24 protein-coding genes and 4 tRNA genes are annotated in these 25,859 nt (G+C 68.8%); 12 read left to right on the top strand and 16 right to left on the bottom strand.

All coding sequences use genetic code 11. From position 1 onward, the window contains the following. The first annotated feature begins 172 nt into the window (after positions 1-172). The 4 genes from FEZ32_RS05935 (at position 173) to FEZ32_RS05920 (ending at position 4,251) form a co-directional block, all read left to right on the top strand. Complete coding sequence (locus tag FEZ32_RS05935; RefSeq protein ID WP_138680191.1) at positions 173-823, top strand: ABC transporter permease; 651 nt, start codon at positions 173-175, stop codon at positions 821-823. After that, positions 790-1,515: an ABC transporter permease gene (locus FEZ32_RS05930; RefSeq protein ID WP_244937927.1), complete on the top strand. Its 726-nt coding sequence runs from the start codon at positions 790-792 to the stop codon at positions 1,513-1,515. Before FEZ32_RS05935 ends, FEZ32_RS05930 begins: the two co-directional genes overlap by 34 nt. A 64-nt stretch (positions 1,516-1,579) precedes the next feature. Next, on the top strand, positions 1,580-2,512 hold the full coding sequence (locus FEZ32_RS05925; protein ID WP_244937926.1) for an ABC transporter substrate-binding protein: 933 nt from the start codon (positions 1,580-1,582) through the stop codon (positions 2,510-2,512). A 218-nt stretch (positions 2,513-2,730) separates the two neighbouring features. After that, complete coding sequence (locus tag FEZ32_RS05920) at positions 2,731-4,251, top strand: serine hydrolase domain-containing protein (protein WP_051238031.1); 1,521 nt, start codon at positions 2,731-2,733, stop codon at positions 4,249-4,251. A 27-nt stretch (positions 4,252-4,278) separates the two neighbouring features. Here FEZ32_RS05920 and FEZ32_RS05915 read toward each other — a convergent pair whose 3' ends face one another. The 8 genes from FEZ32_RS05915 to FEZ32_RS05880 form a co-directional block, all read right to left on the bottom strand. Beyond that, positions 4,279-4,530 carry a hypothetical protein gene (locus FEZ32_RS05915; RefSeq protein ID WP_028702099.1) on the bottom strand — a complete coding sequence of 84 codons (252 nt, stop codon included), beginning with the start codon at positions 4,528-4,530 and terminating at the stop codon, positions 4,279-4,281. Positions 4,531-4,947: 417 nt separating this feature from the next. Further along, entirely contained in the window at positions 4,948-5,166 is a 219-nt protein-coding gene (locus tag FEZ32_RS05910; protein ID WP_138680190.1) for a hypothetical protein, read from the bottom strand. Positions 5,167-5,592: 426 nt separating this feature from the next. Beyond that, complete coding sequence (locus tag FEZ32_RS05905) at positions 5,593-6,504, bottom strand: helix-turn-helix domain-containing GNAT family N-acetyltransferase (protein WP_138680189.1); 912 nt, start codon at positions 6,502-6,504, stop codon at positions 5,593-5,595. Between the two features lie 14 nt (positions 6,505-6,518). Beyond that, positions 6,519-6,761, bottom strand: a complete 243-nt coding sequence (locus FEZ32_RS05900) for a hypothetical protein (RefSeq protein ID WP_175415739.1) — start codon at positions 6,759-6,761, stop codon at positions 6,519-6,521. Between the two features lie 164 nt (positions 6,762-6,925). Next, positions 6,926-7,013, bottom strand: a tRNA-Ser gene (locus tag FEZ32_RS05895). Positions 7,014-7,090: 77 nt separating this feature from the next. Then, the gene (locus tag FEZ32_RS05890; RefSeq protein WP_420809261.1) at positions 7,091-8,413 is read right to left on the bottom strand and encodes a lipopolysaccharide biosynthesis protein; all 1,323 of its coding nucleotides are present in this window, start codon (positions 8,411-8,413) and stop codon (positions 7,091-7,093) included. 181 nt (positions 8,414-8,594) lie between these two features. Beyond that, entirely contained in the window at positions 8,595-9,041 is a 447-nt protein-coding gene (locus FEZ32_RS05885; RefSeq protein ID WP_028702097.1) for a nucleoside deaminase, read from the bottom strand. A gap of 82 nt (positions 9,042-9,123) precedes the next feature. Continuing rightward, a complete protein-coding gene (locus FEZ32_RS05880; RefSeq protein WP_244937962.1) occupies positions 9,124-9,768 on the bottom strand; it encodes a tRNA adenosine deaminase-associated protein in 645 nt (214 codons plus the stop codon). A gap of 291 nt (positions 9,769-10,059) precedes the next feature. Here FEZ32_RS05880 and upp point away from each other — a divergent pair, with 291 nt between their 5' ends. Beyond that, entirely contained in the window at positions 10,060-10,686 is a 627-nt protein-coding gene (gene upp, locus FEZ32_RS05875; RefSeq protein WP_097799752.1) for a uracil phosphoribosyltransferase, read from the top strand. A 32-nt stretch (positions 10,687-10,718) separates the two neighbouring features. Here upp and FEZ32_RS05870 read toward each other — a convergent pair whose 3' ends face one another. Next, the gene (locus tag FEZ32_RS05870; RefSeq protein WP_138680187.1) at positions 10,719-11,240 is read right to left on the bottom strand and encodes a YbaK/EbsC family protein; all 522 of its coding nucleotides are present in this window, start codon (positions 11,238-11,240) and stop codon (positions 10,719-10,721) included. Positions 11,241-11,346: 106 nt separating this feature from the next. Here FEZ32_RS05870 and FEZ32_RS05865 point away from each other — a divergent pair, with 106 nt between their 5' ends. After that, positions 11,347-13,230 carry an alpha-amylase family glycosyl hydrolase gene (locus FEZ32_RS05865; RefSeq protein ID WP_138680186.1) on the top strand — a complete coding sequence of 628 codons (1,884 nt, stop codon included), beginning with the start codon at positions 11,347-11,349 and terminating at the stop codon, positions 13,228-13,230. Between the two features lie 29 nt (positions 13,231-13,259). Beyond that, positions 13,260-15,296: an alpha/beta hydrolase family protein gene (locus FEZ32_RS05860; protein ID WP_138680185.1), complete on the top strand. Its 2,037-nt coding sequence runs from the start codon at positions 13,260-13,262 to the stop codon at positions 15,294-15,296. A gap of 37 nt (positions 15,297-15,333) precedes the next feature. Here the strand turns inward: FEZ32_RS05860 and FEZ32_RS05855 are convergent, their stop codons facing one another. Beyond that, positions 15,334-16,056 (bottom strand): glycerophosphodiester phosphodiesterase, encoded by a 723-nt coding sequence (locus FEZ32_RS05855; protein ID WP_028702089.1) that lies wholly within the window; start codon positions 16,054-16,056, stop codon positions 15,334-15,336. Between the two features lie 244 nt (positions 16,057-16,300). On the opposite strand from FEZ32_RS05855, the gene FEZ32_RS05850 reads away from it, so the two are divergent. Then, positions 16,301-16,603, top strand: coding sequence for a hypothetical protein (locus tag FEZ32_RS05850; RefSeq protein ID WP_138680184.1), 303 nt, complete (start codon positions 16,301-16,303; stop codon positions 16,601-16,603). Positions 16,604-16,654: 51 nt separating this feature from the next. Here FEZ32_RS05850 and FEZ32_RS05845 read toward each other — a convergent pair. Further along, positions 16,655-16,727, bottom strand: a tRNA-Arg gene (locus FEZ32_RS05845). Positions 16,728-16,831: 104 nt separating this feature from the next. After that, positions 16,832-16,925 (bottom strand) — tRNA-Ser (locus FEZ32_RS05840). An 842-nt stretch (positions 16,926-17,767) separates the two neighbouring features. On the opposite strand from FEZ32_RS05840, the gene FEZ32_RS05835 reads away from it, so the two are divergent. Then, on the top strand, positions 17,768-19,096 hold the full coding sequence (locus FEZ32_RS05835; protein ID WP_244937961.1) for an LCP family protein: 1,329 nt from the start codon (positions 17,768-17,770) through the stop codon (positions 19,094-19,096). 21 nt (positions 19,097-19,117) lie between these two features. Here FEZ32_RS05835 and FEZ32_RS05830 read toward each other — a convergent pair whose 3' ends face one another. Both FEZ32_RS05830 and galK read right to left on the bottom strand, forming a co-directional pair. Beyond that, entirely contained in the window at positions 19,118-20,194 is a 1,077-nt protein-coding gene (locus FEZ32_RS05830) for a LacI family DNA-binding transcriptional regulator (RefSeq protein ID WP_138680183.1), read from the bottom strand. Positions 20,195-20,206: 12 nt separating this feature from the next. Further along, a complete protein-coding gene (galK, locus tag FEZ32_RS05825; RefSeq protein ID WP_051238041.1) occupies positions 20,207-21,436 on the bottom strand; it encodes a galactokinase in 1,230 nt (409 codons plus the stop codon). 343 nt (positions 21,437-21,779) lie between these two features. On the opposite strand from galK, the gene FEZ32_RS05820 reads away from it, so the two are divergent. Both FEZ32_RS05820 and FEZ32_RS05815 read left to right on the top strand, forming a co-directional pair. Continuing rightward, the gene (locus FEZ32_RS05820) at positions 21,780-23,486 is read left to right on the top strand and encodes a sodium:solute symporter family protein (RefSeq protein WP_028702085.1); all 1,707 of its coding nucleotides are present in this window, start codon (positions 21,780-21,782) and stop codon (positions 23,484-23,486) included. Between the two features lie 16 nt (positions 23,487-23,502). Next, positions 23,503-23,766 (top strand): hypothetical protein, encoded by a 264-nt coding sequence (locus tag FEZ32_RS05815; protein WP_028702084.1) that lies wholly within the window; start codon positions 23,503-23,505, stop codon positions 23,764-23,766. A 129-nt stretch (positions 23,767-23,895) separates the two neighbouring features. On the opposite strand, the gene FEZ32_RS05810 is transcribed toward FEZ32_RS05815, so the two are convergent. Together FEZ32_RS05810 and FEZ32_RS05805 are read right to left on the bottom strand one after the other, a co-directional pair. Continuing rightward, a complete protein-coding gene (locus FEZ32_RS05810; RefSeq protein ID WP_028702083.1) occupies positions 23,896-24,411 on the bottom strand; it encodes a hypothetical protein in 516 nt (171 codons plus the stop codon). A 57-nt stretch (positions 24,412-24,468) separates the two neighbouring features. Continuing rightward, positions 24,469-24,551, bottom strand: a tRNA-Ser gene (locus FEZ32_RS05805). 194 nt (positions 24,552-24,745) lie between these two features. Here FEZ32_RS05805 and FEZ32_RS05800 point away from each other — a divergent pair. Beyond that, positions 24,746-25,747 (top strand): NAD(P)H-quinone oxidoreductase, encoded by a 1,002-nt coding sequence (locus FEZ32_RS05800; RefSeq protein ID WP_138680182.1) that lies wholly within the window; start codon positions 24,746-24,748, stop codon positions 25,745-25,747. Positions 25,748-25,859: the final 112 nt, after the last annotated feature.

Genomic DNA, 25,859 nt, shown 5'->3' with positions numbered 1-25,859 from the left:
TGGCCGAGCGGGGCGGACCGGCACCGGGGTCGGGATCGCTGCGCGCCATGCTGGACGCCGCGCTGTCCTCCCCCAGCCGGCGCGGAGTGGTCGTCGACCGGGACCACCGGCTCCTCGGCACGGTGCGCGCCGCCGATGTGCTCGCCGCGATCGAGACGGGCGGGCAGCGGCCATGAGGTGGTTCCTCGACCACACCGACCAGATCTGGCAGCTCACCGGACAGCACGCAGTGCTGGCCGTCCTGCCGCTGCTCATCGGACTGGTGATCGCCCTGCCGCTGGGCGGCCTGGCACGGGCCCGCCGGTCCCTGTACTCCCCGGTCGTGGTGACGGCGGGACTGCTCTACACCATCCCGAGCCTGGCCCTGTTCATCCTCATGCCGCTGGTGCTTGGCACCGGGATCCTCGACCCGGCCAATGTCGTGGCGGCGCTGAGCGTCTACACCGTCGCCCTGCTGGTGCGCACCGTCGCCGATGCCCTGGCCACCGTCCCCGCCGACGTCACCAGCGCGGCGCGGGCGATGGGGATCGGCCGGCTGCGGCGGTTCCTCACCGTGGATCTTCCGCTGGCCACCCCGGCCATCTCGGCCGGGGTGCGGGTGGCGGCGGTGAGCAATGTCTCGATCGTCTCGGTGGCCGCTCTGATCGGCGTGCCCCAGCTGGGTTCGCTGTTCACCGACGGGTTCAACCGGTCCTTCGTCACCGAGATCGTGGTCGGCATCCTGGCCTGCGTCCTCCTGGCGGTCCTGCTGGACGCCGTCATCGTCGTCCTCACCCGCCTGGTCACCCCGTGGCAGCGGACCCGCCCGGGGTGCGCCTCATGATCGGGCTGTGGCACTGGCTCACCTCCCCGGCCACCTGGTCGGGGTCCGAGGGCGCGTGGGCCCTCATCGGCCAGCATCTGGGCTACTCCGGGGTCGTGATGGGGCTGGCGGCGCTCATCGGCATCCCGCTGGGACTGTGGGTGGGCCACTCGGGCCGCGGCGGCTCCGCGGTGGTGAACCTGGTCAACGGGATGCGGGCGCTGCCCACCCTGGGACTGCTCTACGCCGCGGTGCTGGTCATCGGGCCGCGGCTGTCCGGCAGTGCGGCCTTCCAGGTCCCGGCGATCGGCGTCCTGGTGATCCTGGCGGTCCCGCCGGTGCTGGCCGGCACCTACTCGGGGATCGATGCCGTGCCGCCCGATGCCCACGACGCCGCGACCGGGATGGGGATGACCGGCTGGCAGCGGCTGTGGTGGGTGGAGGTGCCCTGCGCCCTGCCGCTGATCCTGTCGGGGCTGCGCTCGGCCGCGCTGCAGGTGATCGCCACCGCCACCCTGGCCGCCTATGTGGGGCTGGGCGGGCTGGGCTACTTCCTCCAGCTCGGCCAGGGCGCCCGGGACTACCCGATGATGGCCGGCGGATCGGTCCTGGTGGCCTGTCTGGCACTGGTGGTCGATCTGGTGCTGGCCGGCGTCCAGAAACTCGTCGTCTCACCGGGCCTGTCCCCGGAGTCCGACTCATCTGACCGCTGAACTGCTCGTGACCTGTCGGTCCCGGGCGCCACAATGGGCAGCTCATCGGCTCAGGAGGTCTCCCGTGTCCCGCAGAATCATGGCGACTGCCGTCGCTCTCATCACCACCCTCGTGCTGACCGGCTGCGGGGCGTCCTCGGATCCGCTGGCCTCCGGCTCGTCCGGCTCGTCCGGATCGGGGGGTTCGGCCGCCTCAGACACCATCGTCGTCGGCTCGGCGAACTTCCCCGAGAACGAGCTGCTCGCCGACATCTACGCCGGAGCGCTGCGCCACACCGGGGCGAAGGTGACCACCAGACTCAACATCGCCTCCCGGGAGACATACCTTCCGGCTCTGGAGAAGGGCGAGATCAACCTCATCCCGGAGTACACCGGCAATCTGGCCCGCTATCTCGACAAGACCGCCGCGATCACCGACTCCCGGACCGCCGACGCCTCACTGAAGAAGGCCCTGCCGGACCAGCTCGTCTCGCTGACCCCGGCCTCGGCGCAGAACAAGGACTCGATGGTGGTCACCAGAAAGACCGCCCAGAGTCTGGGTCTCAGCTCGATCGCCGACCTGTCCGGCAAGGCCTCCCAGCTGGTGCTGGGCGCTCCCCCGGAGTTCGCCACCCGGGTCGACGGGGTCCAGGGGCTCAAGCGCGTCTACGGTCTGTCCTTCAAGCAGTTCCGGCCGCTGGACGTCGGGGGTCCCCTCACCCTTCAGGCCCTCAAGGGCGGCCAGGTGCAGGTGGCGAACCTCTACACCACCGATCCCAACATCGCCGTCAACGACTTCGTGGTCCTCCAGGATCCCAAGAACCTGTTCGGCGCCCAGAACGTCGTCCCGGTGATGACCCGGTCGAAGGCCACCCCGGCACTCACCAGGAGTCTGGACGCCGTCTCGGCCAAGCTCACCACCCCGGTGCTGGCCGGGCTGGTCAAGAAGGTCGTCATCGACAAGCAGGACGCCTCCGCCGTCGCCCAGCAGTGGCTGGCCCAGAACAAGTTGGGATGACGCCGGGGCGACCACCGGGTGACCGTCTGGTGACCGTCCGGCCAATTCCGGGGCCGAGTGTGACGATCATCCGAGTGCCACGAAACACCGTCTGGACAATCGCGTAACCGCTCTGTTTCCGGAGCCTCTTCCGGCCGTCTGGAGCATTTCGTCAGGCTAGGTTCGGCCCTGTGGCTGAGCCACCGGGCAGCTGCAGGCACACACTGGAGAGGGCGCACATGTCGAGCGAGGGAGCAGACTCCGAGATCGTCAGGGGGATCGTCGAGGAGTCGGTACCGCAGTGGTCCCTCTGCGCACCGACCTGGGCCGCTGCGGTCTTCGACCGCAGCGGCGTCATCGCCTTCTCGTCGGCCGCCCGGGAGGGCTTCAGCGCGCCGGGACGAGGCGACGTCTTCCGGATCGCGTCGATGTCCAAGAGCTTCCTGGTGGCCTGCCTGCTGCTCCTGGTGGAGCGCGGCGAGCTCGATCTCGACGATCCGGTGAGCCGTTACGTGCCGGCCTTCGCCACCCCGATCGGCGAGGTCGTGACGGTCAAGATGATCATCTCGAACTGCTCGGGACTTCCCGAGGACAATGCCTGGTCCGACCACAATCTCGACATTCCGCGCCGGGAGTTCGTGGCCCTTCTGCAGCGCGGACTTCATTACACCGAGCCGCCGGGACAGACCTACCAGTACTCCAACATCGCTTTCACGGTCGCCTCGCTCATTCTGGAGGTGATCACCAGCGAACGCTACGAGAGCTTCCTGAAACGCGAACTGCTCAACCCGCTGGGTCTGGACGACACCCGTTACCGGGCCCAGGACTACGGCGACCGCGACACCCTGGCGAAGGGGTTCACGACCTTTGACCAGGGTGCCAGTTGGGTGGAGAGGGAGATGGCCGACTCCGGTGCGACCGCTCCGATCGGCGCCCTGTTCAGCACCGTCGACGACATCGCGCGATGGTCCGGATGGCTGAGCGAACCCTTCGAGAAGTCCGGTTTCGGCGGCGGTCAGAACGGCGAACCGCGGGTGAGCGTGCTGTCGAGCTTCTCCCGGGCCAGGATGCAGCGGATCCACACCGCGGTCGCCTCCATCGGCCCGCGCTGGACGTCGCCGCGCAACGACGCCATCGGGTACGGACTCGGGCTGATGGTGGAACGGGATGCCCGGTTCGGGACGATCGCCCAGCACTCCGGGGGGCTGCCCGGATACGCCGCCAACATGCGATGGCATCTGGACTCCGGTATCGGGGTGGTCGCCTACGCCACCGCCGACGGCCAGCCGGTCGCGACCCGTGCCGCCGACCTTCTGGACACCGTGCTGCACCGCCTCGATCTGCCGGCGCGCCGGATCAAACTGTGGTCGCAGACCTTCCAGGCGGCCCGCCGTGTCGACGCGATGCTGCACGCCAGCGGAGACTTCACCAAGGTCGCCGACCAGCTGACCGCCAACGTCTTCTACGACATTCCCGCCGATGTGCGACGCCGGCAGTTCAGGGACGCCGTCCGTCGGGTCGGCGGGCTCACCGCCAGTCCGGCCCCGCTGGCCTCACGGATGCTGTGGTGCGCCTCGGCCGCCCATCTGGTGTGGCGGCTGCCGGGTCAGGACGGTGATCTGCAGGTCCAGATCGAGTTGTCGGACATCGACCGGCGCCCGGTGCAGCGGATCATCGTCGAGCCGCTGGGGGCGGAGTTGGCGGGTCTTCCCGAGGGCCGGGATCTGGTGGTGCGTCACCACCGGCCTCTGCTGGGCTGAATCGATCGGGAAGGCTGACTCGGCTCGTCAGTGGCCCCGCGGACCATCCTCGTCGCGGGCCTCGCGCATCGACCGTGCGATGTCGGCACGGACACTCCAGAGTTCGTCGCACAGATCCAGGACTCGCGCCTCATCGGTCTCCAGGGTGCGACCGGCCGCCTCCATCCAGGCCAGGTCGAGGGAGGCGTCGATGACTCGCGACAGCGGACCAGGCTTCGGCAGACGTCTGCCATGGCCGACCCCGAGCGGGTCGCAGCCGTCCTGGTGCGTCGTGTCCATCACGTTCTCCTCTGGGTCCAGCGGACTGAAGACTGATGTCGGGTGAACGACCCGTGAGGTCACCACCGCACCATGACTTCGGATGGAGCTGTGAATGGCCAGTCTTGCCGAACCAGGAATGGAAACAAGGCTTGACACGTCCCCTATTCCGGTGACCGGGACAAACAGCCAGACATCACCCGCTATCTCACCCCCTCGGCGCACGTCCCTCTCTCCGGCCAACCCGATGAGGTCGGAGCGGTTCAACTACTACTCCTCCGTTCCGACCGCATTCGTCCGCCCCGTCGTCCTCCAGAAGAAGGTCGGCAACTCCTGGCGGACCATCTTCTCCGGGAGGACCGCAGCCTCCGGCAGATTCCGCTTCACCGTCCACACCGGATCCGTGGACACCCTGCGTTCCTACGCCGGTGCGATCAGCTACCGGGGCAGGGTCCATCCCGCGGTGGCCACCGCACCGGTCACCGTCAGACCGGTCGACCAGAAGGTCAGCCTGTCGGTGACAACCCCGGTGGGGCCACGACGGACACTGACGGCGACCGCAGTGACCTCCCCGGCACGGGCCGGTAGGGCCGTCTCCCTGCAGGCACTGCGGTCCGGCGCCTGGGTCACGATCGCCTCGGGGAAGCTCGCGGCCAACGGCCGGGGAACCTTCAGGACGACGGCTCCAGCCGCTGTGGGGTCGTACTCGTACCGGATCGTCGCCGGCAGATGGAACGGCGCCCCGAGCAGGGCCTCGGCCGTGGTGCGGGGGAGGGTCGCGGCTCTTGCACCGTCCTGGGACCCCGTGCACGGCGACGGCCGTATGGGCGGTTCAGGGGCTCGACGACCGGGGCGTCTGGACGGTGGCCATGTGCGGGAACACGCTGACCTCGATGGGGCTGGACGGTCACAAGGACACGTGGCGGGTCCTGAAGAGGCATCGGTACGGAGCGTACGGACTGTCATCCGACAACAGGATTCAGCTCCGGGTCGACGACGCTCGGAACGGTGACTTCTACACCTTCAACAACCTCGGCCCCAACAAGAGTGTCAGACGGTGGCTGACGGTCACCAAGCGCTGGATCAGGTGAGCGCCGCAGTGGTGTCGGCCCCCGGCCCGGAGTCCCGGGAGCCGATGAGGTCCTTGCAGAAGAACAGCTCGGCGTCAGGATTGTCGTTGTAGCGATCGACGCGCCGGTAGCCGAGGTGGTCGTAGAGGGAGACGGCCTCGGCGAGGGCGCTGTTGGTGTCCAGGTAGAGACGTGCGTAGCCGCTGTCGCGGGCGAGGGTCTCAAGGCGGCGCAGGGTGCGCGATCCCAGGCCGGCACCGCGCCAGTCGCGATGAACCCACAGCCTCTTGAGCTCGCCGGCATCGGGGATGGTCGGCTCCGGGCGCAGTTCCCCGTGGGCGACGGGCTGTCCGTCGGAACAGGCGACGAGGTGGACAGCACCGGGGGTGACGGGTTCGGGTCCGGGGTCCTGATATCCCATCCGCTCGTGCAGTTCGGCGAAGTACGCATGCTGGGCGGTTCGCGCCCGGGGATCGTCGACGGGCACCTCGCGGAACTCGACCGTCGCGGCGCGCACCAGCAGATCTGCGGTCTCCAGAGCGTCGTGAAGCCGACTTCGCTGATGCGGGGTGAGGGGTGTCAGGAGTTGGCTCGCCTTGAGATCCGAGCGAGCCTCCATCTCCTGCCAGACCTCTCGTCCAGCGCCGGTGAGGCGGACGATGCGGCGTCTCCGGTCCGCTGGATCGGGAGTGGTGGTGACCAGCCCCTCGCGCTCGAGGCGACGCAGGGTCCGGGCCAACTGCCCAGAGTCCATCCCGAGCATCTCTCTCAGGACGGCCACCGCGATGGAGTCGACAGCCCCGATCTCATAGAGCAGCCGGGAGACCGACAGCGGCCGTCCCATCCCGAGGAAGGAGTCCTCCAGAACGCCCACGCGTTGGGTGTAGATGCGGTTGAAGTGCCGGAGCACCGCCAGATCGTCCATTTACCTGACAATAGTCAGGCACCTGGACAGGGGCAACGGTTGCTCCGTCCCGGCCTCCCCGCCCAGGAGGGCTGATCGACGGCGACGACGTTGATCGTCCAGTCACTGTGGTCGATTTCGCCATGCTCGGTGTCGAGGTAGTCGCGGACCTGCTGCGCGGCGTCGGCAAGGGTGCGGGACTGCGTGACGTGATCATCATTCATCCACAGCTCCCATCCCAGCTCCCACCGGGTGGCGGTGACAGAGACAGTGCTCATCGGTTGTCCTCTCTCCGAGGAAGACAGCACCTGGTCACCAGGATGACCCCTGCCGCCGTGGGAGATACGACCCGATATCAGCATGGCCCTACCCCAGCAACCGCGCCAGAGGCAACGAAAAAGCCCCTGACCAAGAGTTCACCTGGTCAGGGGCTGGTACCGCATGGCGGTGACGGAGGGATTTGAACCCTCGGTAGCTCTCGCTACACCCGCTTTCGAGGCGGGTACTTTCGGCCGCTCAGACACGTCACCGTTACTCAACATATCGGACCCCCGCGTCCCGACACAATTTCGCGGCGCGGGATCCGGCGCCCGTGCCGGCCCGACAGTCAGTCCCGCAGGTTCCTGGCCGACTCCCCTGCCGACTCCCCACTGGGTTCCCCCGCCGACTCCTCGGTCGTCCCCTCGGCATCACCGGTGCCGTCCGCACCGGCCGGCCGGGGCCTGGTGTCGAACCGCCTGGCGACGACCAGCGCCAGCCCGATGTAACACACCAGCAGCCCGGCCATGATGAGCGACATCACGTACATCGTCTTCACGATGTCGTGGTGCGTCATCGCCAGATAGGCCAGCGGCACCGCCGCGTAGACGCTGGCGAAGGCCAGCGCCACCCCGTTGTTGCGGGTGACGATGAACATGTTCGAGATCGGCGAGGTGATGAAGTTCACGTAGAGCCAGGGCACCAGGGCCACCGCGATCCTGGCCGACATAGCGTAGGCGTCGCCCATCAGCCACGGCAGCACCGGCGGGATGAGGAAGTACAGCGCCGCGAAGGGCACGATCCCGATGATCGCCGAGCGGACCACCGAGGACCGGACGCTCTTGAACATCCGACCGGCGTCGGTGACCGACAGGCGCTGGAAGAAGACCTGGGACATCGCCGAGTTGATCACCGAGGCCGGGACCTGCATGAGCGACCAGGCCATGTTGAAGGTACCCAGGGTGGCCCTGGAGAAGTACAGCCCGATGGACAGGTTGATGCCCTGCAGCCGCAGCGCGTCGACGATGGCGTTGGGGGCGGTGAGCAGCGGCATCTTGAGATAGCGCCGGAGCAGCGTCCGCAGCGGAACCTGGGACTCCGGGATGGACTTGAGGTCCTTGCCGAGCCGATGGCGGAAGTTGCCGAGAGCGGCCACCTCGCCGAGCAGGGTCGCGGCCAGCTGGCCGAACCCTCCCAGTCCGGCGAAGGCCGCCACGATGCGGCCGCCGGCGGTGACCGACTGGTTCCACACGGCATTGGTGCCGATGACGCCGAACCGTTTGCGCCGGTTCGCCCAGTAGTTGACGATCGCCAGCTCGGCGAAGGTGAAGATGATCGGCCCGACGGCCAGCATCCACCAGCGCGCCTGAGGGGCCCCCAGGGCATTGGCCAGCAGGCCTCCCACCGGGATCATCACGATCATCGCGAGCACCGACATCACGGCGTTGATGAGGGTCGCCAGCCGGAAGATCCTCTTGGCCTCGCCGTCGTCGCGGGGAAGCACAATGGCCATGTCGTAGCGCAGCGCCGCCACCGGGATGACGAACTGGGCCACCGCCATGATCGCCGCGTAGATCCCCCACTCGGCCGGCGCCACCCGGTGGGTGACGTACAGGGTGGCCACCATGGCGATCAGCTGGGCCACCCCGGTGCCCGTCATCACCTTCATCACCGAGGCGAGGAACTCGTGCCGGACGAGGAATCCTCTGGTCCTCACGAAGTGCTTCGGGCTGTCCGCGGGAGTCGACGACGCGGCCTCCTCCCGGCTCTCGCCGGCCTGCGAGGCGCTCTGCTCTCCCGATCTGCTCACCCGCCCAACGGTATAGGACGGGCCCGGACCCTCCCGGTGCGGCTCAGCGCCGCTCGCCGAAGAATCCGCTCAGCAGGGCCGCCGACTCGGTGGCCATCACCCCGCTGACCACCTCCACGCGGTGATTGAGCCGCGGGTCGCGGACCACATCCCACAGGGAGGCGACCGCTCCCGCCTTCGGGTCGAAGGCGCCGAACACCAGACGGGGGACTCGCGCCGCGACGATCGCCCCGGCGCACATCGTGCAGGGCTCCAGGGTCACCACCAAGGTACATCCCGACAGTCGCCACCCCTCATCGGTGAGAGTGCGCATCCGCTCGGCCCCGCGCCGGATGGCGAGCACCTCGGCATGGGCGGTGGGATCCCCGGTCCGCTCCCGCTCATTGGCCGCGCTGGAGACCACCGACCCGTCGGGGCCCAGCAGCACCGCACCGATCGGGACGTCCCCCCAGCTCGGCGCGCGGGCGCCCAGATCCAGGGCCAGACGCATCGCCGACCGCCAGCCCCTCATCGGGGCCTCTCGCTCGGCCGCGCCCCCCGATGCCCCCTGCCCCTCAGCGGGTCGAGTCACCTCAGCGGATCGAGGGAGAGGCGTGCTCGAACTCGCGACCGTAGTTGATCCGCCGGGCGATCTGGGCGAGCACCTCGTCGGAGTCCTCGTCGAGTTCGGCGTAGGCCTCCAGGTCGAACTCGCTGATCCCGACGTCGGACATCAGCCCGAGATCCCCCATCGCCTCGGAGTCCTCGTCGGGATCGGGGATGTCCTCGCCGAGGTAGTCGGCGACGTCGCGGGCGATCGGCCAGTCGTTGGCCTGGACGGCGTCGGACAGGAAGACCCCGACATTGCGGCCTCGGGCGCGCACGATGATGAAGAACTGATGATCGATGGAGACCATCCCGACCACCCCGGCGTCACCGGGCAGTCGGCGCAGCTGGGTGATCAGTTCATCGAGATCGTTGGCGAGCTGCTTGTCCAGGGAGACGGCGATCCGCTCGCCGTCGTCGTTGTAGAGGGCCACCACCAGGTCGATCTCGTCGTCGCTGGCGTCCTCCAGGTCGTCGAGGTCGTCGTAGTCCTCGTCATCATCGTCGTCCTCGGAGTCATCCTCGTCATCGTCATCATCGTCGTCCTCGGAGTCATCCTCGTCATCGTCATCATCGGCGTCGTCGTAGTCGTCGGTGTCGTCGTCCAGATCGTCGTAGTCCTCATCGGGCAGATCGGCGCCCTCGAGGTCGTTGACGTGATCGTCGGCATGCTCGGAGACCGCCGATGCCTCGGCGTGATCCTTGTCGAACGAATCCACATCCTCGTCATTGAACGGGCACACAACGTCCTCCTCTGGCCGATCGCCTACCCATGGTGTCAGACAATGCCGGCCGATCACACCCCGGCAGGGCGAAAAGCTCGGGAAATCGCCCGCCCCGGGCGTTCTGCCGGCCCCACCACGGCCCGGTGGTCATGCGATGGCTCCCGGTGTGGGAAGGTGGGGCCCGTGGAACTGCACGTCATGGACCATCCGCTCGTCTCACACAAGATCACTCTGCTGAGGTCGGTCAACACCTCCAGCCCGGAGTTCCGTCATCTCGTCGAGGAACTGGTCACCCTGCTGGCCTACGAGGCGACCCGCCATGTGCGGGTCGAGCCGACCACGGTGCAGACCCCGATCGCCGAGGCCCACGGGGTCGCACTGTCTCATCCCAAGCCCCTGGTGGTGCCGATCATGCGCGCCGGTCTGGGAATGCTCGAGGGCATGATGCGCCTGATGCCCAGCGCCGAGGTCGGCTTCGTCGGGATGACCCGCGACGAGGAGACCCTCCAGCCGATGACCTACGCCGAGCGGCTCCCGCACGACCTCACCGGTCGTCAGTGCTTCGTCCTCGACCCGATGCTGGCCACCGGCGGATCCCTGGGCGGCGCGGTGGAGTTCCTGGTCCGACGCGGCGCCAACCACATCACCTGCCTGTGCATCCTCGCCGCCCCCGAGGGCATCGAGCACTTCCGCGAGCTGGTGCACGAGCTCGGGGTGCCCACCAACCTGGTGGTCGCCGCCGTCGACGACCACCTCAACGAGCACGGCTACATCGTCCCGGGTCTGGGAGACGCCGGGGACCGGCTCTACGGCCTGGCCGAGTAACTCCCGCAGCCAGCAGCACGCAGCCCCCGGACTCAGCCGGCCAGCCCCTCGACCACCTCGGCGTGCGGCAGGGCCAGCAGGGCCGCGCCGGGAATCACCAGTTTGGACGACCGGGTGCCCGCCCCGATGCACACCTGCGACGACTTGATGACGGCCGGGTCGATCCAGATCGGCCAGTCATCGGGCAGCCCGACCGGGGTGATGGCGCCGTACTCCATCCCCGACTCGGTGGTCGCCTCCTCCATCGGCGCGAAGGACGCCTTACGGACGTCCAGCCGCTTGCGGACCAGCTTGTTGACGTCGACGCGGGTGGTGGCCAGCGCCAGGCACGCCACGGTGCGGGTGATCTGGCCACGGTGGCCGCGCACGATGACGCAGTTGCCGCAGGTGGACTCCGGCTCGCCGTAGGCCCGGCACAGCGACTCGGTGTCCGACAGTGCGGGATCGATCGAGAAGACCTGTGCCTGGGGGATCAGTCCGATGAGCCGGCGAACGGGCTCTCCGAGCAGTTCGGGATGGTCGATGGCGGGCAGCTGCGGTGCGGAGTCGAACATGTCCCGAGCCTAGTGAGGCGGCCGGCGTCAGCACGACCCGACCGGCTCCGGTCCTAGACTCCAGATCGGACAGCGATCACCGCGATCGTGGCCAGGAGGAGAGCAGATGAGCGCCGACAACACCCGGCCCACCACCGACGACAGCCACGCCAGCGGCATGGGCGCGATCATCCTCGAGGGCGGGACCGCCTTCCGGGTGTGGGCTCCACACGCCACCGCCGTCGACGTCACCGGCTCCTTCGACGACTGGTCGGCCCTGCCCCCGACCACTCCCGCGAACCCCACAGACAGGCGAACTGCCGAGAAGGCGGCGCCTCCGACCGCAGACCACACCCTGACCAGCGAGCACAACGGCTACTGGTACGGGGAGATCCTTGGAGCCCGCGTCGGCCAGGAGTACCGGTTCGTCATCCACGCCGAGGACGGGCGCCTGATCAGCCGCATCGACCCCTACGCTCGGCACGTGACCAGCTCGGTCGGCAACGGCATCATCGTCGATCCCGACGCCTACGACTGGCGCGGCGACGACTTCACCATCGCCTCCCTCAACGAGCTCGTCATCTACGAGATGCATGTCGGCACCTTCTTCGACGAGGATCCCGGCGACGACCACCCGGCCACCCTCGACGATGTCGAGGACAAGATGGGCCACCTGGTCCACCTGGGGGTCAACGCCATCGAGCTGATGCCCCTGGCCGAGTTCGCCGGGGACTTCTCCTGGGGATACAACCCGGCCAACATCTTCGCCGTCGAGAGCGCCTACGGCGGCCCGGAGAAGCTGCGCGATCTGGTGCGGATCGCCCACAGCCACGGCATCGCCGTCATCATCGACGTCGTCTACAACCATTTCGGCCCCTCCGACCTGGACCTGTGGCAGTTCGACGGCTGGAGCGACAACGACAAGGGCGGGATCTACTTCTACAACGACTGGCGGTCCTCCACCCCGTGGGGCGACACCCGCCCCGACTACGGCCGCGGCGAGGTGCGCCAGTTCATCCACGACAACGCCATGATGTGGCTGCGGGAGTACCACGCCGACGGCCTGCGGCTGGACATGACCCCCTACATGCGCAGCGTCGACGCCACCGTGATGAACATCCCCGACGGCTGGAGCCTGTCGCGCTGGATCAACACCGACATCCGGCAGCTGGAGCCCACCCGTTATGTCATCGCCGAGGATCTGCACGGCTACCCCCCGGTGGTCTCCACCGGCGAGGACGGGGCCGCCTTCCACGCCCAGTGGGACAACCACTTCGTCCATCCGGTGCGCGCGGCGGTGATCGCCGCCGACGACCGGGCCCGCGACATGGGGGCGATCCGCGACGCCGTCGAGTTCAGTTACGGGGACGCCTTCTCCCGGGTGATCTACACCGAGTCCCACGACGAGGTGGCCAACGGATCGGCGCGGGTCCCCGAGGAGATCGACGCCGACGACCCCGACGGCTACTACGCCCAGAAGCGCTCCACCCTGGGAGCGGCCCTGGTCTTCACCGCCCCCGGGGTTCCGATGATCTTCCAGGGCCAGGAGTTCCTCACCGACGGCTGGTTCCGCGACACCGTTCCCCTCGACTGGCACCGCGATCAGAAGTTCCGCGGGATCGTGCGGCTCTACGCCGACCTCATCGACCTGCGTCTGAACCGGGCCGGGTTCACCAAGGGCCTCTGTGGTCAGCACGTGGCCACTCTCCACAACAACAACGACACGAAGGTCTACGCCTTCCACCGCTGGTACGACGGGGGCCCGGGCGACGACGTCGTGGTGGCGGTCAACCTGTCCAACACCAGCTGGGGCGAGTACACCATCGGGATGCCCTGGCCGGGCCGCTGGACCACCCGGCTGGACTCCGACGCCACCCAGTACTCCCCCGATTTCATCGGCGAGGAGGTCCCCGAGGAGGTCGAGGCCCTGGCCCAGAGCTACGACGGCCAGCCGGCCCGCGCCACCCTGGTCCTGCCGCCCTACTCGGTTGCCATCCTGTCGCGGGACTGAGCGGCTGCGGGGAAGCTAGGGTCGGCACCATGAGGCCCGAGCAGATCTGTCTTCTTCCCCACCTGAGCGCCCCCTCGGTCCATCCGGACGGAACCTGGGCTGTCGTCTCGATGACCCACCCCAACTTCGAGGCCGACGACCGGGTCGGCCAGCTGTGGCGGATCGCCCTGGGAGCCGGCCCGGGGCCGACCGCCCCGGGGACCGGATCCCGGCGGATCACCCGCGGCTTCGCCGACACCAGCCCGAAGGTCTCCCCGGACGGCCTGCTCATCGCTTTCCTGCGCCGCAACCAGGGCCACCGCCCCCAGCTGGCTCTGATGGAGGCCGACGGCGGCGAACCGTGGATCATCACCTCCTTCACCCAGGGGGTCAACGAGTTCTCCTGGTCCCCCGACTCCCGCCGGATCGTGGTCTCGGCGCGAGTGCCCGACCCGGGTCGCTACGGCACCGTCAACGGGATCAACGCCGGCCATGAAGACCCGCGTCATCTCACCGGCCTGAAGCTTCGGCACAACGGTCTGGGAGCCGGCTGGTACACCGACCGGCCGCTCCAGCTCTTCCTCCTGGAGGTCCCCGATCCCGAGGCCGAGCCCGCGGTGCCGCCGGCCGGTCGCGGCGCGATCAGCATCCCCGAGGACTCTCTGGCGGCGATGGCGTCGATGCGCAGCCTCACCGAGGACCATGCGGACTGGACGAGTCCGGTGATCTGCCCGGACGGCTCGGTGGTCGCCTGCCGTGAGACCGCCGACTCGGCGATGATCACCTCCCTGGTGCGGATCTCCCCCGACGGCCAGATCGACGCGGTGCCCGGCTCCGAGACCATCGAGACCCCCGAGGGGATCCATCGCACCTCGATGAACACGGTGACCCTGGCCGGCGACCCCGAAGATCCGGACCTGCTGGTCGCCTTCGCCGATCTCGGCCCCGACGGCAACGACCCGGTCTCGGCGAACACCCAGATCGGGCTGGTCGGCGCCGACGGGATCACCGTCCTCACCGGTACCGATCTGGGGCTGTCCTCGACGATGGCGCCCGGCCCGGCCGGGGTGCTCGTCACCGAGTCCTTCCGGGGCTGCGGCCGGCTCCACCTGGTGAGCCCGAATGGTGACGGCAGCGCCCCGCGCGACACCCTCCTGCTGGACGTCGACGCCGTCGCCCGGGGAGCCGCCCAGATCCCCGGGTCCCACGACACCGTCGTCACCCTGGTCACCCCTCAGTCCCCCGGCGAGGTGGCCCTGGTCGGCCCCGAGGGGGTCACGATCCTCACCGACTTCGGCCGGGACCTGCGCGAGGCCTCCCCGGTGACCCTGCCGCGGGAGCTCACCGCCACCTCCCCCGACGGATACCCGGTGCACGGCTGGGTCCTGACCCCCGAGGGACCCGGCCCGCACCCGGTGATCCTGATGATCCACGGCGGACCGCACTCCCAGTACACCGGCAGCTTCTTCGACGAGTTCCAGGCTATGACTGGGGCCGGCTACGCGGTGGTGGCCTGCAACCCGCGCGGCTCGGCCGGCTACGGCCGCGACCACGGCAGGGCCCTGATCGGCCGCTTCGGCGACGTCGACGCCGCCGATGTGATGGCCTTCCTGGAGGCCGCCCTGGCCGCCCACCCCGATCTCGACCGCGATCGGATGGGGATCATGGGCGGCTCCTACGGCGGCTACCTCACGGCCTGGATCATCGGCCACGACCACCGCTGGCGGGGTGCCATCGTGGAGCGGGGATACCTGGATCCGGCCTCGTTCATCGGCTCCTCGGACATCGGCTGGTACTACCCGGACTGCTACAACGGCACGACCCGTGAGCAGTTGGAGGCCCAGTCGGCGATGCGCTGGGCCGAGCAGGTCACCACTCCTACCCTGGTGATCCACGCCGAGCAGGATCTGCGCGCACCGATGACCCAGGGGCTGGAGTACCACGCCCGGTTGACCCGCGCCGGGGTCGACACCGAACTACTGATCTTCCCCGGCGAGAACCACGAGCTGTCACGCTCGGGGACTCCCTGGCACCGCCGTCAGCGACTGGAGACGATCCTGGACTTCTGGTCGCGACACCTGGCCTGACCTGCCTGACCGGCCAGCGGCGGCCCCGACCGGGCGCTCAGTGCGCCAGGGCGGCCCGGGCTCCGGTCGGGTCGTTGGTGATGACGGCGTCGACCCCCAGTGCGGCCGCCTCCCTGATCTGGTCGGGGTCGTCGAGGGTCCACACCCGCACCCCGAGCCCGGCGGCATGGAACCGCGGGACGTCGTCGCGGCCCCTCAGCAGCCATCCTCCGGGGTGGACCGCCTGGACGCCGATCCGGTGGGCGTAGTCCCAGGGGTCGGCCAGATCGTCGGAGTACAGCAGGCCGCGGCGGATCTTTGGGGCGATCTCGGCGAGGGCGACCAGGCTGCGGTGGTTGAAGCTGGACAGCACCACCTGGTCGGCCATCCGGTGGGCCCTGACAGCGGCGACGGTCTGCTCCTCGAGTCCCCGGTAGCGCACCACGCTGTTCTTCAGCTCGATGTTGAGGCCGACCTCAGTGGGAGCCAGCAGATCCAGCACCTCGTCGAGCAGCGGGATGGTGGCCGGCTCCCAGTCTGCACTGCCGGCCGCGAAGTTCAGCGCCCGCAGCTCCTGGAGGCTGTGGTCGACGATCTGTCCGGTGCCGTCACTGGTCCGGTCGATGGTCTCGTCGTGGCAGACCACCAGGTGGCCGTCACTGGTCATCTGGACGTCCAGCTCGATGCCGTCGGCGTCCTCGTCGATGGCTTCCTGAAAGGCCGGCATGGTGTTCTCCGGCAGATTCTTGTGGGCCCCGCGGTGGGCGAAGATGGCTGGCATATGTCCCTCTCACCGATGTCCGGCCTCCCGGGGGTCGGCTCGGCTCCAGCATCCCACAGCCCCCCTGGTGTCGATCTGTGAGATTTCCCCTATGATTCTCTCAGACAATGCCTTCGCCACCTGCCGAACGGGCTCGCGGTCGAGTGCGCATCAGCATCAATTCAAGAAGGCGGTTCACGCCGTGGTGTGGTGGGGCCTGAGTGGACACCGGGGTAAGAGGTCGCGGACCGACCTCCCGTCTGACGTGGTTGCCGCCTACGCCCGCCTGCTCATCGCCGAGCGGGAGATGCGCAACAGTCGGGTTGCAGTGGACGCCGCGGCATGCGAACTGTCCAAACTGGTCGGGGAGAAGGGTCTGGCCAGCCAGATCGACGACCAGTCCCAGTGGTCGGCCCTGATGGAGGCCACCGCCCGACAACGGGCTGAGCAGTACACCGCCCTGTCCCGGGACTTCGACGCCTCCCTGGCAGCGGCCGGCTTCCCCTCCGACTGGACCCCGGAGAAGGCCCGCCGGCTCGTGGAGAACCAGTTGATGCCCGGAACCTGAGGCCCGCCGAACGCAGAAGGACCCACCCGAATGGGTGGGTCCTTCATCCTGCGCGCCCGGAGGGATTCGAACCCCCAACCTTCTGATCCGTAGTCAGATGCTCTATCCGTTAAGCCACGGGCGCTAGCGCTTCGCGCAATAGGAGACTGTACAACAGGTGCTGCCAGTCATCAAATCTCCGGTCCCGCAGACTCGGAGAACGGGGTCGTGATCTACGGTCACGTCCCTTGGCGGAGGTGGCGGGATTTGAACCCGCGATGGGAGTTAAGTCCCAAACCCGCTTAGCAGGCGGGCGCCATAGACCAGACTAGGCGACACCTCCAAGGATGCCGGACCACCTTATCGACAACCCGGCGGCTCAGCAATTCTGACCCTCGTCCCGACCCCTGCGACCCGGCACCGCCCGTCGACCCGACCACGTCGACGAGGATCGGTTGACAGCCCGCGGCTACCATGGATCCGGCTTCGGCCGCCACATCCGTCACGAGTAACACTTGTCTGCAACTATCCGTCGTCGAGAGGACGAGCATGGTCGACTCCCAGTCCGGCGGTGACCCTCGCTCTCCACGCCACGCCGACCCCTGGTGGATGAACGACCCCGAGTCGATGGACGACACCCACGTCTTCAGTCGGCGCGCACTCGATGATGAGCTCCGGCAGGAGCGCGCGGCCGGTGGACCACGGCGCGGTCTGTCCGAGGACGCCACCGGCAGTTACGAGCCCACCCACGCGATGCGGCTGGAGGATCTGGAGGACGAGGCGGCCGATCCGTCGAGCGCGGCCCGCGATCGCGCCCGGGTCCGGCGCGCGGCCACCGATGACGGATCGGCCGTGCTCTCGGCCAGTGACCGGTGGGCCCATGACGCCGACTCCTCGGCCCGTCGCACCCGCGACGACTCCGATCAGTCGTTCCAGGAGGGTCGCTACGCGGCAGCCGACAGCCGAAGGGCCACCCGCGCCGCGCGTCACGAGGAGCGGGGAGAGTACCGCCGATCGGCCTTCTGGACGGTGCTGGGCGCCCTGGTCCCCGGCCTGGGCCTGTGGGCCAGTCGCCACCACAGTCGCCGGCGAGCAGGACTCGTCGTGACCGGCCTGGCACTCGCCGGCCTCACCGCAGTCGTCCTCACCGGCTTCGCGAAACCGGCCCTGGTCGCCTCGGTCGCCGTGCGGCCCCGGCTCCTCAATGTCATCTCGATCGCCGTCCCGCTGCTCGCCGTCCTGCTGGTCGGTCTGCTCGTCGTCACCCACCTCGACATCCGGCCCCGCCGGATCACCAGAACCCAACGGTGGATCTCGGCGGTCCTGGTCGGCACCCTGTCCCTGGCGATCGCGGCACCGATGGCGATCGCGGCGCGCTATGCCCACGACGAGGCGGCCGCCCTGGGCAAGATCTTCTCCGAGTCCCGGTCGGGCACCAGGCCCGCCATCGACTACAACCAGAGCGTCGACGAGATCTGGCGCCAGAAGCCCCGGGTCAACGTCCTGCTGGTCGGTGGTGACGACTCCTCCTCGCGCAACTACCGAGCCCACGGCGAGATGAACACCGACACCATGATGGTGGCCTCGATCGACACCCAGACCGGCAACACCACGATCATCCAGATCCCCCGCAACCTGGCATCCCTTCCCTTCCCCGAGGACTCCCCCCTCCACAAGATCTATCCGAAGGGGTTCAGCAACGGCCACGGCGACGACTCGGACTTCTTCGCCAACGCGGTGTGGAGCACCGTCCAGAATGACCACAAGGACGCCATGGGAGCCACCGACTACCCGGGGGCGGACGCCCTCAAGCTGGGTATCGGTGAGGCCCTCGGACTCAACATCGACTACTTCGTGATGCTCGACATCGACGGCCTGCAGAAGTTCGTCGACGCCGTCGGCGGGGTGACCGTCAACGTCAACGAGAGGCTGCCGATCGCCGGCAACACCGAGGGCAAGGAGCCGACCGGCTACATCGAGATCGGCCCCGATCAGCACCTCAACGGCTACCGCGCGATGTGGTACGCCCGCAGCCGCTCGGCCTCCACCGACTACGACCGGATGGGACGCCAGTCCTGCCTCATCAAGGCGGTGCTGGACCAGGTGAGCCCCCAGACCGTCCTCACCCGGTTCGAGGCGATCGCCTCGGCCTCCGGCGACATGGTGGTCTCCGACATCCCGCAGGGGATGCTGCCGGCCTTCGTCGCCCTGGTGATCCGGATGCGCGGGGCCAATGTCAACCGGCTGCTCTTCACCCAGGGCAAGAACGGCTTCGTCGCTTTCGACCCCAACTACTCGCTGATGCGCAACCAGGTGAAGGACGCCATCGCCGACGCATCCAATGTCAGCAACCGGAATCGTCCGGTCACCTCGGCCTCGCCGCGCCCCAGCCGCACCGCCACGGCCACCCCGAAGCCGTCCCCGACTCCCTCCCCCAGTTCCAGCCCGACGCCGACCAGGGTGAGCCAGTCGGTCACCGACGTCTGCGCCTACAACCCGGTGCAGCCCCAGTAGCGCACTCAGTCCAGAACGCACTCAGTCATGCGGGGGAGGCCCGCTGCTGTCCCGGATGATGAGCGGACTGTCCACCAGCAGGTGGGTGGTCTCGGCCACCGAGCTGCCGCTCGCGTCCTGCCCGACCGCGTCCGCCCCGTGGATCAGCCGCAGCAGCTCATCGATGAGACGCCGTCCGATCTCGGCGAAGTCCTGGCGCACCGTGGTCAGCCTCGGCCACAGCCGCTCGGCCATCACGTCGTCGAAGCCGACCACCGAGACATCCTCGGGGATCCGCAACCCACGCTCGTGCAGGGCCGACATCAGGCCGGCGGCCATCTCGTCGTTGACGCAGAACACCGCCGTCAGCTCCGGATCGGCCAGCAGCCGGTCGGCGGCCCGGTAGCCCGACTCGCTCCCCCAGTCTCCGGGCACCGGCTCGGGCACCCGGGCACCGTGGTCGACCAGGGTCTGGTACCAGCTGCACAGCCGGTCGGCGGCCTGCAGGGAGCTCTCCGGACCGGCCACGCAGTGCACCGTCCGGTGACCCAGCTCCAGCAGGTGCTCCACCGCCCGCCGCACCCCCTCGACCTGTCCGCAGCCCACACTCGTCAACGGTCCCGGCCGGCTGCTGGCCACCACCAGCGGCACCGGGACCGCCGGCAGGGACTCCGGATGGCCGAGTTCGATTCCCTGGACGACGAATCCGTCGACCATCAGCCCGGTGCGCGCCAGCAACGACCGGTACCCGATCTCGAAGGCCTCCGAGCTGCCCATCCCGTCCAACGGCCGGCCGATCTGCCCCAGAACGGTGTCGAAGCCCCGCTCGGCGGCGGCGTCCACCACCGCCTGGACGGTCCTGGCCTCCCCGGTGCGCGAGAAGTCGGTGCTGATCAGACCCAGGCAGCCGTGTCGTCCGTAGCGCAGCGCCCGGGCCGCCCCGTTGGGCACATAGCCCAGTGCCTCCATCGCTCGCAGCACCTTCTCACGGGTCGCCGGAAGCACCCTCTCGGAGCCGTTGAGCACCCGCGAGACGGTCTGCGGGGACACCCCGGCCACCGCTGCGACGTCTCGCTGGGACGCTCCCCGCGATGGCACCCCGCCGCGTCCATCGGCCATCTCGGGGTCTCCTCAGTTGACCCGGCTGCCCGCCGCGGACGGGATCGCCGCGTAGAGCCTCGGTGCCGCGAAACCGTGTTCGGCGAAGGCGGCCACGGCGGCCGCGGCCACGTCGTCGCGCTTCTCGGCGTCCACCAGGGCGATCGCGCAGCCGCCGAACCCTCCGCCGGTCATCCGGGCGCCGATGGCCCCGGCCGATCGGGCGGCGTCCACCGCGACGTCCAGCTCGGGGCAGGTCACCTCGTAGTCGTCGCGCAGCGAGTCGTGGGAGGCGTTCATCAGCGGCCCGACGTCGAGCAGCCGGCCGGCCTCCACCAGTGCGACGAAGTCGCGGACCCGCTGGATCTCGGTGACGACGTGGCGCACCCGGCGGACCGGCTCGTCATCGGCCAGGCGTGCCAGGGCGCCGTCGAGATCGGTGATCTCTCGCAGCGTGCCGACGCCGAGGGTCTTCGCGGCGGCCTCGCAGGTGGCCCGTCGCTGCCCGTAGCCTCCGGTGGCGTGGCTGTGCTTGGCGCGGGTGTCGATCACCAGGAGTTCGAGATCCTCGGCGGCCAGGTCGAAGGGGACCTGGCGGACCGAGCCGTCCTGGCAGTCCAGCAGCAGGGCCCTGCCCTCGGCGGTGCGCAGCGACGCGGCCTGGTCCAGGCCGCCGGTGGGCGCGCCGACCAGGTCGTTCTCGGTGTGCACGGCCAGATCGACGAGTGCGGCGCGGCCCGCGTCGGTGGCTCCCAGCCCGAGGCCGTTGACGTCGTCGAGGGCCAGCCCGACGGCGCACTCCACGGCGGCCGAGGAGGACAGCCCGGCCGCCGTGGGCACGCAGCTGACCAGGGCGGCGTCGAATCCGGAGATCTGGTGCCCTGCCCCGGCCAGGGCCCAGGCGATACCGGCGGTGTAGCCGACCCAGCCCCTCACACCGCCGGGATGGACGTCCGGCAGGGCGCCGTCCCAGCGCAGCACCTCGCCGTCGAAGGACGAGACGAGGCGCACCTCGGCGTCATCACGGCGCCGCAGTGCCACATAGGTGCGGTGCGGCAGGGCGATCGGCAGGCACAGGCCGCCGTTGTAGTCGGTGTGCTCCCCGATGATGTTGACCCGCCCGGGGGACGCCCACACCCCGTCGGCCTTCTGGCCGAAGGTGTCCTCGAACAGTGCGACGGCGCCCTCGGCGCCTTCCTGGGCGGTCCAGGCGGGAACAATCTCCTGGGGGTCCTGCTCCTGCAGGTCCTGCTGCGTGTCCACGATGACTCCGATCCTGCGGACGGGGCCTGCGCCGGCCCCGTTGATAGGTGAGGTGACGAACATCGCACGGCACCCGCCCGACCCCGCCACGGTGCGGTGGAACCGAGCCTGATCGGCGGCCGTGAATGTTTACGCCACCACAAGTACAAGTATGACATGCGGCCTTGACACGCGCCGAATCTTGACGAAACATAGATATCCACAGGCACGCTTCCACGACCGGATCCGCACCCTGCTGCGGTAACGCAAACATTCGGGATGACGACCTGTGGGGAACGATCCTCGCAGCGACCGACGACCGGCCGCCAACCGACGTCGCCACCCGGGGAGGATATTCACGATGGTGGCACTGCAGACACTGATCCACGCCAGTCCGATCGACTACGTGATCCTGATCGTCTACTTCGCGTTCGTTCTGGGCATCGGGTACATGGCCCGGCACCAGATCTCGGACTCCCTCGACTTCTTCCTGTCGGGACGCCGGCTGCCGGCCTGGGTGACCGGCCTGGCCTTCGTCTCGGCCAACCTCGGCGCTGTCGAGATCATGGGCATGTCGGCCAACGGGGCCGAACTCGGACTACCCACCCTGCACTACTTCTGGGTCGGCGCGGTTCCCGCGATGCTCTTCCTGGGCGTCGTCATGATGCCCTTCTACTACGGCTCCGGCGTCCGCTCGGTGCCCGAGTTCATGCTGAAGCGGTTCGGGCCCGCCGCCCACCTGGTGAACTCGCTGTCCTTCGCCGTCGCCCAGCTCCTCGTCGCCGGCGTCAACCTGTACCTGCTCGGCAGCATCGTCCATGCTCTGCTGGGCTGGCCGCTGTGGGTGGCCCTCATCGTCGCGGCCATCATCGTGCTGGCCTACATCACCTTCGGCGGCCTGTCCGCGGCTATCTACAACGAGGTGCTGCAGTTCTTCGTGATCATCGCCGGCCTGCTCCCGATGGTTCTCATCGGCCTGCACCGAGTCGGCGGCTGGAACGGCCTCAAGGCCAGGATCACCGAGGCCGCCGCTGCCCACCCCGGCGCCATCGTCCCCGCCGGCGAACAGCTCAACTCCTGGCCCGGCCAGTCCCTGTCGGGCTTCGACAACCCGGTCCTGTCGGTCATCGGCATCGTCTTCGGGCTGGGCTTCGTGCTCGGCTTCGGCTACTGGACCACGAACTTCGTCGAGGTCCAGCGCGCGATGGCCTCCAAGTCCCTCTCGGACGCCCGCCGCACCCCGATCATCGGCACCTTCCCCAAGATGCTGGTGCCCTTCGTCACGGTTCTCCCCGGCGTCCTGGCCGCCGTGCTCGTCCCCGAGATCGCCGCCACCAAGGCCGGCCAGACGGTGGCCGGCGGCGCCTCAGGCACCGTCACCTACAACGACTCCGTGCTGTACCTGATCCAGGACCTGCTGCCCAACGGCCTGGTGGGCCTGGCGATCACCGGCCTGCTGGCCGCCTTCATGGCAGGCATGGCCGCCAACATCTCGGCCTTCAACACCGTGTTCAGCGTGGACATCTGGCAGCACTACGTCAAGAAGGACAAGCCCGACGGTTACTACGTGAAGGTCGGACGCCTCGCCACCGTGGCGGCGTCGATCATCGCCATCGGCACCGCGGCCATCGCCTCGAACTACTCGAACATCATGGACTACCTCCAGACCCTGTTCGGGTTCTTCAACGCGCCGCTCTTCGCGACCTTCATCCTCGGCATGTTCTGGAAGCGCTCCACCCCGGCCGCCGGCTGGTCCGGCCTGGCATCGGGCACCCTGGCCGCCGTCGCCGTCTGGCTGCCGAGCGCTCTGGGCGTGTACTCACTGAGTGGCCAGGGCATCTCCTTCGTGGCCGCCGCCGCGGGATTCGTGGTGGATATCGTGGTCAGCATCGTGGTGTCCTTGTTCACTACGCCGAAGCCTGCCTCCGAGCTGGTCGGCCTGGTCTACTCGGAGACTCCCAAGGAGTCCTTGACGGATCCCGAGGAGAAGAACCAGCCCTGGTACAAGCGGACCGTCCCGCTGGCCGGAGTCTCCCTGGTCCTGGTCATCATCCTCAACTTCCTCTTCTGACAGCGAGGCGCACAACATGGCGAAGAACACAACGACGAAGAGCCGGCACACCGCCGGACTCGGTGACATCCGCGTCATCATCGGTAGCCTGATGGGGATCTACGGCGTCATCCTCACCATCATGGGGATCGCGATGACCAATGCCGGGGCCAATCTCTGGTCGGGCATCGTCCTGCTGGCCGTGTGCGGTGCGCTCCTGCTGTGGAACGCGCTCAACCCCACGGTCGTCGACGAGGGCGAGTCCATCACCGGTGGACCCGCCGCCGACAACAGCAGGTGACCGCACCCCTCAGGCGCGCATAGCGCTGCGGAAAGGTTTCCCTCCTATGCTCCGGCCCCGGCATCCTCGTGATGCCGGGGCCGCGATGGGCCTGTGTCCGGCCGATACGCCTGCGGGGACGGACCCTCGTCAGTCCTTCGGATCGGCCGTCTGGGAATAGCCGCGGTCGGCGTCAAGACACTTGGCGACGTCAGCTGCGAGCTCGTCCATCTCGGCGGGATCCCCGGCACCGGGGCGCACGATATGGGTGCGCCCCACCTGGCCGTGATACAGAGTCAGCCGGGAACGGGTCTCGGTGAGCGCAGCCCGGGTGACCTTGTCCCAGGTGCCCGAGCGGTTCTGCCCGGCACCGTGAATGTGATAGCCCTTCGCATCCAGATCGACGTAGAGCCGCATCCGCAGCATCGACCAGGTGGCAGTGAGCGCCAGCGCGATGCCCAGGGCCAGGACCACCGCGAACAACGCGATCCAGGCATTCGCCCAACCCTGCGACGAGGCCACCACGATGAGTACCGCGCCGGCCAGGGACAGCAGACCGGAGATGACATAGCCGCGGAACGGCGGCCGGGGACTCAGCACATGCCGGGTCGAGCCCTCGGGCAGCTCTGCCCCGGGCTCCTCAGCGACGTCCTCCGAGTCTGGCATGCCGACCTCCCTGATCCACGCAGGCTCCACTGACCCACAGGGCCACGACGGTCCCCGCGGCGAGAGTGGGATTCGAACCCACGGAGGTTTCCCTCGGCCGCTTTCAAGGCGGCTGCACTCGTCCACTATGCGATCTCGCCATCCCGGTCGCCCGGGCACGCCCAATCCTAACCATCTCGCCGGGTTCCCGCCCATCGGTCGGTCCCGGACCGGCCGGGCCCGGGGCGCAGGCGCCGCGCCACGGCGGCGGCCCGGGACTGCCCCAGGGCCATCCCGGCACCGTTCCTGCCCCGGGACGACCATCGGGAGGAGCCGGCATGGCAGGCTGGGGGACATGCATGCGATCACTGTCCTTCCCACGGACGCCACAGACGCGAAGGGGCGCCACCGCCCCGGCCCGGAGAACATGGAGTGGTCCCAGGTGGAGACGCCGACGCCCGGCGACGGCGAGGTGCTGGTCAAGGTGCACGCCGCCGGGGTCAACCGGGGAGACCTGCTCCAGCGACAGGGCCTCTACCCGCCGCCACCCGGAATCACCGATGTGATGGGCCTGGAGGTCAGCGGCACCGTCGCCGACCTGGGACCCGGTGTCACCGGCCGGCACGAGGGCGACCAGGTGGTCGGCCTGCTCGCCGGCGGCGGGTACGCCGAGTACGCCGTCGTCCCGGCAGGGCAGCTGCTGCCCATGCCCCACGGAGTCGACGACGTCGTCGCCTCGACCCTGATCGAGGTGGCCGCCACCGTCGTCTCCAATATGGACCACGTCGGTCTGGAGGCCGGGGAGACGCTGCTGGTGCACGGCGGGGCCGGCGGTATCGGGCAGTTCGCCATCCAGTACGCCAAGGCCCTGGGATGCCGGGTCATCACCACCTGCGGCACCGAGGAGAAGCGCCGGTTCTGCACCGAACTGGGCGCCGACATCGCCCTCGACTACCACGGCGACTGGGTGAACGGGGTCAAGGGAGCCACCGACGGCCGGGGGGCCGACGTCATCCTCGACGTGATGGGCGCCAAGTACCTCGGGCTCAACGTCGATGCCCTGGCCCCCAACGGGCGCCTGGTGATCATCGGGATGCAGGGCGGCGCCAAGGGCGAGCTCAATATCGGCGCACTGCTCAACAAGCGCGGCACTGTCACCGCCACCAGCCTGCGTGGCCGTCCGGTGGAGGAGAAGGCCGAGATCTGCCGGCGGGTCGAGGAGATCGTCTGGCCGATGTACGCCGACGGGCGCATCAACCCCGCACCGGTCGAGGTCTTCCCGATCTCCGAGGCCGGAGCGGCGCACTCCCGTCTGGGATCCGGCGAGGTCCTGGGAAAGATCGCGCTCACGATCTGATGGGCGGAGATTTCACTCGCTGGAGGACCCGATCCGGGACATTCCTGTCGATTCAGGGCCTCCAGCGAGCGAAATGGGCACCCTCGTCTCCCCGTTCCGCCGACCACCCGTG

This window comes from Acidipropionibacterium jensenii (assembly GCF_005890135.1).
GTDB lineage: Bacteria > Actinomycetota > Actinomycetes > Propionibacteriales > Propionibacteriaceae > Acidipropionibacterium > Acidipropionibacterium jensenii.
This window is presented reverse-complemented; position numbering and strand designations above follow the sequence as displayed.

Bases quoted from the DNA above. Each gene is read 5' to 3' on its own strand.
- FEZ32_RS05815 (WP_028702084.1), top strand. From the start codon at position 23,503: ATGGCGAAGAACACAACGACGAAGAGCCGGCACACCGCCGGACTCGGT.
- FEZ32_RS05800 (WP_138680182.1), top strand. From the start codon at position 24,746: ATGCATGCGATCACTGTCCTTCCCACGGACGCCACAGACGCGAAGGGG.
- FEZ32_RS05935 (WP_138680191.1), top strand. From the start codon at position 173: ATGAGGTGGTTCCTCGACCACACCGACCAGATCTGGCAGCTCACCGGA.
- FEZ32_RS05900 (WP_175415739.1), bottom strand. From the start codon at position 6,761: ATGAGCACTGTCTCTGTCACCGCCACCCGGTGGGAGCTGGGATGGGAG.
- FEZ32_RS05830 (WP_138680183.1), bottom strand. From the start codon at position 20,194: ATGGCCGATGGACGCGGCGGGGTGCCATCGCGGGGAGCGTCCCAGCGA.
- FEZ32_RS05920 (WP_051238031.1), top strand. From the start codon at position 2,731: ATGTCGAGCGAGGGAGCAGACTCCGAGATCGTCAGGGGGATCGTCGAG.
- FEZ32_RS05905 (WP_138680189.1), bottom strand. From the start codon at position 6,504: ATGGACGATCTGGCGGTGCTCCGGCACTTCAACCGCATCTACACCCAA.
- FEZ32_RS05915 (WP_028702099.1), bottom strand. From the start codon at position 4,530: ATGGACACGACGCACCAGGACGGCTGCGACCCGCTCGGGGTCGGCCAT.
- FEZ32_RS05810 (WP_028702083.1), bottom strand. From the start codon at position 24,411: ATGCCAGACTCGGAGGACGTCGCTGAGGAGCCCGGGGCAGAGCTGCCC.
- FEZ32_RS05870 (WP_138680187.1), bottom strand. From the start codon at position 11,240: ATGTTCGACTCCGCACCGCAGCTGCCCGCCATCGACCATCCCGAACTG.
- FEZ32_RS05885 (WP_028702097.1), bottom strand. From the start codon at position 9,041: ATGCGTCTGGCCCTGGATCTGGGCGCCCGCGCGCCGAGCTGGGGGGAC.
- FEZ32_RS05865 (WP_138680186.1), top strand. From the start codon at position 11,347: ATGAGCGCCGACAACACCCGGCCCACCACCGACGACAGCCACGCCAGC.
- FEZ32_RS05855 (WP_028702089.1), bottom strand. From the start codon at position 16,056: ATGCCAGCCATCTTCGCCCACCGCGGGGCCCACAAGAATCTGCCGGAG.
- FEZ32_RS05860 (WP_138680185.1), top strand. From the start codon at position 13,260: ATGAGGCCCGAGCAGATCTGTCTTCTTCCCCACCTGAGCGCCCCCTCG.
- upp (WP_097799752.1), top strand. From the start codon at position 10,060: ATGGACCATCCGCTCGTCTCACACAAGATCACTCTGCTGAGGTCGGTC.